The 7,726-nt window shown below is 37.3% G+C and carries 7 protein-coding genes; all 7 read right to left on the bottom strand.

Annotated elements, in window-relative coordinates:
• Positions 1 to 539 (bottom strand): aminotransferase class V-fold PLP-dependent enzyme (locus RYM16_RS05445; RefSeq protein ID WP_314982800.1); only part of this gene is annotated, 539 nt, incomplete at its 3' end.
• Positions 540 to 550: 11 nt separating this feature from the next.
• Entirely contained in the window at positions 551 to 1,597 is a 1,047-nt protein-coding gene (locus tag RYM16_RS05440; RefSeq protein WP_314982799.1) for a SufD family Fe-S cluster assembly protein, read from the bottom strand.
• A gap of 9 nt (positions 1,598 to 1,606) precedes the next feature.
• The gene (gene sufB, locus RYM16_RS05435) at positions 1,607 to 3,016 is read right to left on the bottom strand and encodes a Fe-S cluster assembly protein SufB (RefSeq protein WP_009351348.1); all 1,410 of its coding nucleotides are present in this window, start codon (positions 3,014 to 3,016) and stop codon (positions 1,607 to 1,609) included.
• Between the two features lie 8 nt (positions 3,017 to 3,024).
• Positions 3,025 to 3,768: a Fe-S cluster assembly ATPase SufC gene (gene sufC, locus RYM16_RS05430; protein WP_105082037.1), complete on the bottom strand. Its 744-nt coding sequence runs from the start codon at positions 3,766 to 3,768 to the stop codon at positions 3,025 to 3,027.
• A 293-nt stretch (positions 3,769 to 4,061) separates the two neighbouring features.
• On the bottom strand, positions 4,062 to 5,318 hold the full coding sequence (locus RYM16_RS05425) for a diaminopimelate decarboxylase (RefSeq protein WP_314982797.1): 1,257 nt from the start codon (positions 5,316 to 5,318) through the stop codon (positions 4,062 to 4,064).
• Positions 5,319 to 5,616: 298 nt separating this feature from the next.
• Positions 5,617 to 7,242, bottom strand: a complete 1,626-nt coding sequence (gene groL, locus RYM16_RS05420) for a chaperonin GroEL (protein ID WP_105082038.1) — start codon at positions 7,240 to 7,242, stop codon at positions 5,617 to 5,619.
• 113 nt (positions 7,243 to 7,355) lie between these two features.
• Positions 7,356 to 7,637: a co-chaperone GroES gene (gene groES, locus RYM16_RS05415; RefSeq protein ID WP_004696047.1), complete on the bottom strand. Its 282-nt coding sequence runs from the start codon at positions 7,635 to 7,637 to the stop codon at positions 7,356 to 7,358.
• Positions 7,638 to 7,726: the final 89 nt, after the last annotated feature.

Below are 7,726 nucleotides of genomic sequence, written 5' to 3'. Positions count from 1 at the left end.
GGGAACTCCATGCCCAAAACATTACTAATGTGGGCAAAAGCAACGATCTTAGTAGTTTCATCAATTTTATTGATTTCACCGTCTTTTAAATGACCGCTTTCATCAAGGTACATATATTCCAATGTAGCCCCTGTCTTTTCAGCCACATATTGCCATGTAACAAGGTTTGCATGATGTTCAGCTACAGTAATAATGATTTTATCGCCTGCTTTAAGGTTATTAAGACCATAGCTATGGGCAATTAAATTCATAGATTCTGTCGTATTACGTGTAAATATAACCTCTTCTCGCTCACGGGCATTGATAAATTCCACTACACGATCACGAGCGTTTTCATATGCTTCAGAAGCTTCAATAGCCAAAACATGGGAACCACGATGTGGATTACCATTATGCTGAGTCATATGCTCTACTACACGATCCACTACAACTTGAGGAATTTGTGCAGTCGCACCGCTATCTAAATAGATAACGCGGTGCCCATTATGCTCTTTATGTAATATAGGAAAATCTTTATATGCTTCTGCAATAGGTCTCATAAAACGCCTCTTTAAATCTTATTACGTACAGCTGCTAATGCTGCTTCTTCAATCGTTTCATCACCAATGCGATCAATAATAGGACGAATCATAGATTCAACGATAATATGTTTAGCTTCTACTTCACTAAAGCCACGGCTCATGAGGTAGAACAATTTATTATGATCAATTTGGCCTGCACTTGCTGCATGGTTACCTACTACATTATCCTCTTTACACAACAAGAGTGGTAAAGAAATGGATTTTACAGTAGGGTCTAACAACAAGCAAGTATCTTCTTCCGCGCCTTCAGATGCAGTTGCACCATGTAGGAAATCAAGGGTACCACGGAAGGATTTTTTAGCATTGCCACTAAGAGCACCTAAGTTATGAATATCGCTGACAGATTTTTTACCGCCATGACTCATAACCATAGAAATATCGAATTTTTGCTCTTTATTACCAAGATAAGCAATGTCGTGAATAATGTGAGATTTTTTACCTACTAAATCATGATAGTAGTTCAAGATATTTTCACTACCGCCAATTTCGATATTGATATATTCAACGTCAGCGTTATCTTCTAATTTAGTGTATCGATGCTCGATATGTTGTACATGTTCAGGTAAAAGATTTACCTTTTTCACTACAACTTTACCAGTTGCTTTAACATTGTATTCGTTAAGGTAGCTTACATTAGTTACTGCATCACCAGAACCAGTAACAAAGAATTGAACTTCTAGTTCAGCACCTTCACCAACGATAAATTGGAATCGATTTGCTACGCGAGATGTAGCGTCGATGCGGATACCTACAACCTCTTTCGCATTTGCAGGAACATTAATAGCATAACCTTCTGCTTTTTCCACCAAACCTTGAACCGCTTCTTTATTAGCGCCTTCATATTTACCTTCTAATAATGCTGTGCCTACAGGTAATGGTGAAAGTATATTTTCATTCGCTTCAACAGCGATAGATTGTACTGCTGTATCTTCTCCAACTAGAGAGCCTACAGTATGGTTAACACGTAACCATCTGAACGTCGGTCTAGGGAGTTCATTAAATAGTAATTCGCTCATAATTCCTCCTTAACCGATAGAACCTTCTAATTCAAGATTGATTAAGTTGTTCATTTCTACTGCATATTCAAGTGGCAATTCTTTAGAGATTGGCTCTACGAAGCCACGAACAAGCATCGCACGAGCTTCTTCTTCACTGATACCACGAGTCATAAGATAAAAAATCGCTTCGTCGGAAATACGACCGATTTTAGCTTCATGACCTAAGTCCACATTATCGTTTTCTACGATAATTGCTGGAATTGTATCAGATTGAGACTCAGCATCAAGCATCAAGGATTCACAAGAAACTGTTGCTTTTGAATGCTCAGCATTAGGACCAATTTTCAAAAGACCACGGTAAATAGCTGCGCCACCGGATTTAGAAATAGATTTAGAGTTTACATTACTTGTTGTATATGGTGCGTTGTGAACCACTTTACAACCTGTATCAAGGAATTGGCCTTCACCAGCAAATGTTACACCTGTAAATTCAGCATGTGCACCTTCACCATTAAGGATACTCATTGGATACAAGCAAGATACTTTGGAACCGAAGGAACCAGATACCCACTCAATAGTACCACCTTTACCTACAACACAACGTTTTGTATTGAGGTTGTACATATTTTTGGACCAGTTTTCAATTGTAGAATAACGCAAAGTAGCATTATCTTTTACGAACAATTCAACGGCACCTGCATGAAGGTTAGATACGTCATATTTAGGAGCGGAACAACCTTCGATAAAGTGCAATTTAGCACCTTCTTCTACGATGATCATCGTATGTTCGAACTGACCAGCACCTGGAGCATTCAAGCGGAAGTAGGATTGCAATGGAATATCTACTTGTACGCCTGCTGGAACATATACGAAGGAACCACCAGACCAAACAGCACCATGAAGAGCTGCCCATTTATGGTCAGTAGGAGGAATCAATGTCATCCAGTATTTTTTAACGATTTCTTCGTGCTCATGAAGAGCTGTTTCAATATCAGTATAGATAACACCTTGTTTTACAAGGTCTTCTTGAATACTGTGATAAACAACTTCAGAGTCATACTGAGCACCAACACCAGCTAAAGATGTTTTTTCCGCTTCTGGAATACCTAAACGGTCAAAAGTGCTTTTAATTTCTTCTGGAACTTCGTCCCAGTTTTCTTTCATATCTACTTTTGGCTTAACATAAGTATGGATATTAGCCATATCTAAGCCAGAAATATCAGGGATCCAGTTAGGAATGCCCATACGATTATAGATTTCAAGAGATTTCAAACGAAACTCTAGCATCCATTCCGGTTCATTTTTATTAGACCAAATCTCACGGATAATATCTTCCGTTAAACCAGCATCTGCGATATAAGAATATTCAAAGTCATTCTTAATGTCGTAGACACCACGGTCCATATCCGCGACTTGGGTTTTCTTTCTTTCTTCCATTGTGCCTCCTATGCTAATGCTTTGTATGCGTCGTAACCTTTTTCTTCGATTTCACGTACAAGAGAAGCATCACCAGTTTTAACGATTTTACCGTTGATCAATACATGAACATAGTCAGGGTTCAATTTTTGTAAGATTTGGTTGTGGTGAGTGATGATTAATACAGCGTTTTCTTCGTTGTGGAAACGTTGTACCCCTTCAGACACAATACGAACCGCATCTACGTCAAGACCGGAGTCAGTTTCGTCAAGAATAGCCAATTTAGGATTCAAAATGGACATTTGAAGAATTTCATTTTTCTTGCGTTCACCACCAGAGAAACCTTCATTAACATAACGTTGTGCATAAGATGTATCGAAGGACAATTCATCCATCTTTTCTTTCAATTCTTTTTTGAAAGATAAAGCGCGAACGTTTTCACCAGTAATTGTGGATTTAGCTGTACGAATGAAGTTTTCTACAGTAATGCCAGGAATGGAGATTGGATGTTGGAAGGACATAAAGATACCTGCTTTCGCACGATCATTTACTGCATCTTCCGTAATATCTTTACCATCAAAAATGATAGAACCGCTATCTACTGTATATGTAGAGTTACCCATGATTGCATTGGCAAGTGTAGATTTACCAGCACCATTAGTCCCCATTACTACGTGAATTTCACCTTTATTAATTGTTAAGTCGATACCTTTTAAGATTTGTTTGTCTTCAACGGATACCTTTAAATCTTTTATCTGAAGTAATTCAGCCAAAATGTTCACTCCTTTTTATTTGTATGTACCATAGGAACATACATGCATTATATGTAAAACGTATATACTGACACATATAAAAAGGCGGTACGCACTAACGTGAATACCGCCGTAATTCTCGCCAACTTAGCAAGTATGTGCATAACAATCTACAATTATTATACATTCTTATCTAAATGATAGCAAGATATTCCTACTAAAATATACAGGAATTAAAAGAATATCAAGTATTACATATATTGATAGGTTTTATTTAATATTCATTCTCATCCTATTCGATTCTCAATATTAAATTATAGGTTGGAAAAATCAAGAGTTCCAAACAAGTCATCATACGTTTCAGCACGACGAATTTGTGTAACAGAACCATCTTTATGTAATAACAACTCAGCAGAGCGCAATTTACCATTATAGTTGAATCCCATGGAGTGACCATGCGCACCAGCATCATGGATGATGATGCGATCCCCAATATCGATTTTTGGCAACTCACGTTGAATAGCAAATTTATCATTGTTTTCACATAAAGAACCAGTTACATCGTACACATGATCCTTAGGTGAATTCTCTTTACCCATTACTGTAATATGGTGGTAAGAACCATACAAAGCAGGACGCATAAGATTTGCCATACAGGAATCAAGACCAATGTAATGACGGTAAATATCTTTTTTATGAATCGCTGTAGAAACAAGATAACCAAATGGACCGGTTACCATACGGCCACATTCATAAGCTAACGCAACATCACTGAGACCATTAGCTACGAGGATTCTATTATAAGCTTCCTCTACACCCTTGCTAAGTGCCTTGAAATCTACAGGTGTTTGCTCTGGCTTATAGGCAACACCTACACCACCACCAAGATCGATAAACTCAACATTGATGCCTAGTTCATTTTTAATATCTACTGCTAGATTGAAGCAAAGTTCAGCAGTGCCAACTAAGCCATCAATATCAAGCTCGTTAGACACAACCATTGTATGGATACCAAAGTGTTTTACACCTTTAGCTTGCAACTGTTTATAAGCTTCAAGAATCTGTTCACGTGTCATGCCATATTTAGCTTCTTCAGGAAGACCAATAATTGTATTACCACCTTCTTTTAAGGAGCCTGGGTTATAGCGTACGCAGAATGTATCAGGCAAAGAACCATGATTTTTTTCCAAATATTCAATATGAGTAATATCATCAAGATTGATGATAGCACCTAATTCAAGTGCTTTTTTATATTCCACATATGGAGTGTCATTAGATGTGAACATAATATCATGACCTGTAATGCCCACTTTTTCACATAACATTAACTCTGCTAAGGAAGAGCAGTCGGCACCTACACCAAGCTTTTGTAATACACGCATAATATATGGATTTGGAGTTGCTTTTACAGCAAAATATTGCTTAAAGCCTTTATTCCAAGAAAATGCATTGATGAAAGATTTCATATTCTCAATGATGCCTTCTTCATCATAAATATGGAATGGAGTTGGATATTGAGCGATAATATTTTCTAATTGTTCTGCCGTAAAGGGAACTGTTTTTGTGTTCATAACAACCTCTCTAAATAAATAAAAGACTCATCAAGAGATGAGACTATTATCTAAATTATTATTTAAATTAGCTATATAAGCCAAAGTAATCTACATCATGTAGAACTGTATATAATAATTTATCATATCAAATAAAACTAAATTAAATTCTATAGAATTATATCATAATTTGTATACAAAATCAATTTTATCGATATTTGTATAGTTAATATAAAAATAATCCTAATGAACTGAAACCATATCGTTTCTAATTCATTAGGATTATTATAGGTCTATTAATTATGCGTTAAGCAGTTGATTACATCATACCGCCCATGCCACCCATTGGAGGCATTGCAGGAACTGCAGCATTTTCTTCTACTTTGTCAGCTACGATTGTTTCAGTAGTCAATACAAGAGATGCGATAGATGCAGCATTTTGAAGAGCAGAACGAGTAACTTTAGCAGGGTCTACGATACCAGCTTTAACCATGTCGATATATTCTTCAGTCAAAGCATTGAAACCGATACCAGAGTCAGTATTTTTAACTTTTTCTACTACAACAGAACCTTCAAGACCAGCATTATAAGCGATTTGACGAAGTGGTTCTTCTACAGCGCGTTTTACAAGGTTGATACCAGTTTGAACATCACCAGTAGCTTCCAATGTATTTAATGCAGGGATGATATCGATGAATGTAGTACCACCACCAGCAACGATACCTTCTTCAACTGCAGCGCGAGTTGCATTCAATGCGTCTTCGATACGAAGTTTTTTATCTTTCATTTCAACTTCTGTAGCAGCACCTACTTCGATAACTGCAACACCACCGGACAATTTAGCTAGACGTTCTTGTAATTTTTCACGGTCGAATTCAGAAGTTGTTTCTTCAACTTGCGCACGGATTTGGTTTACGCGTTTAGCGATTACTTCTTTATCGCCTACACCGTCGATGATTGTAGTTTCATCTTTAGTGATGCGTACTTGACGAGCTGTACCAAGATCTTCAAGTTCTACGGAATCAAGTTTACGGCCCATATCTTCAGTGATTACAGTACCACCAGTCAAGATTGCGATGTCTTCAAGCATAGCTTTACGACGGTCACCAAAACCAGGAGCTTTAACAGCTACAGCTTTGAATGTACCACGCAAGCGGTTAACTACTAAAGTAGCCAATGCTTCGCCTTCTACATCTTCAGCGATGATAAGAAGTTCTTTACCTACTTTTACCACTTTTTCAAGTGTTGGCAACATATCAGCAATTGCACTGATCTTACGGTCTGTAATCAAGATGAATGGATTATCCATAACAGCTTCCATACGATCAGGATCAGTTACCATGTAAGGAGAAATGTAGCCACGGTCGAATTGCATACCTTCTACTACATTTAATGCAGTTTGTAAGCCTTTGGATTCTTCTACAGTAATAACGCCGTCATTACCTACTTTTTCCATAGCTTCAGCAATTAAGCCACCGATTTCTTCGTCAGCAGCAGATACGCTAGCAACTTGAGCGATTTCAGCTTTACCAGAAACTTTGATAGAACGTTTTTTGATTTCTTCAACCAAAGTTTTTACTGCTGTTTCAATACCTTTTTTCAAGATCATTGGGTTTGCACCAGCTGCTACGTTACGCATACCTTCTTGAATCATAGCTTGAGCCAATACAGTTGCAGTAGTAGTACCGTCACCTGCTACGTCATTAGTTTTAGTAGCAACTTCTTTTACTAATTGTGCACCCATGTTTTCAAATGGATCTGGAAGTTCGATATCACGAGCAATAGTTACACCATCATTTGTAATTGTTGGGGAGCCGAATTTTTTATCTAAAACAACATTACGACCTTTTGGACCTAATGTAACTTTTACAGCATTTGCCAATTGATCAACGCCACGGCCTAAAGCGCGACGAGCTTCTTCATTAAACAAGATTTCTTTTGCCATATGTATTACCTCCTAGATAGTAACACTATCGAATGTAACGAAATATATGTGCCCTTAAGCAATATAGAATGTATCATCAGTATTTATAGTCTTAGTAGACTACAGATTAGCTATTATAGTACTGCTAAAATATCGCGCTCGCTGATAATCAAGTGAGTAGCACCGTCGATTTCTAATTCGCTACCAGCATATTTTGCGAACATAACAGTGTCGCCAACTTTAACTTCTGGAGCTACACGTTGACCATTGTCATATACTTTACCAGCACCTACAGCTACAACTACACCTTCTTGAGGTTTTTCTTTTGCTGTATCAGGAAGGAAGATACCACTTTTAGTTTTTTCTTCTTTTGCTTCTAAACGGATAAGAACGCGGTCAGCTAATGGTTTTAACATATGATGTCACTCCTTATTTACTAGATATTCTTTATACTTTATTAGCACTCTAACTCATCGAGTGCTAATTACATGTATTATTATAACCT

Source organism: uncultured Veillonella sp., assembly GCF_963524655.1.
Taxonomy (GTDB): domain Bacteria; phylum Bacillota; class Negativicutes; order Veillonellales; family Veillonellaceae; genus Veillonella.
Note: the sequence above shows the minus strand (reverse complement) of the source record. Positions and strands in the feature narration are given on the sequence as shown.

What these genes read in the sequence shown, in the direction of transcription:
- RYM16_RS05440 (WP_314982799.1), bottom strand. Translation starts at nt 1,597, where the DNA reads ATGAGCGAATTACTATTTAATGAACTCCCTAGACCGACGTTCAGATGG.
- sufB (WP_009351348.1), bottom strand. Translation starts at nt 3,016, where the DNA reads ATGGAAGAAAGAAAGAAAACCCAAGTCGCGGATATGGACCGTGGTGTC.
- RYM16_RS05425 (WP_314982797.1), bottom strand. Translation starts at nt 5,318, where the DNA reads ATGAACACAAAAACAGTTCCCTTTACGGCAGAACAATTAGAAAATATT.
- groL (WP_105082038.1), bottom strand. Translation starts at nt 7,242, where the DNA reads ATGGCAAAAGAAATCTTGTTTAATGAAGAAGCTCGTCGCGCTTTAGGC.
- groES (WP_004696047.1), bottom strand. Translation starts at nt 7,637, where the DNA reads ATGTTAAAACCATTAGCTGACCGCGTTCTTATCCGTTTAGAAGCAAAA.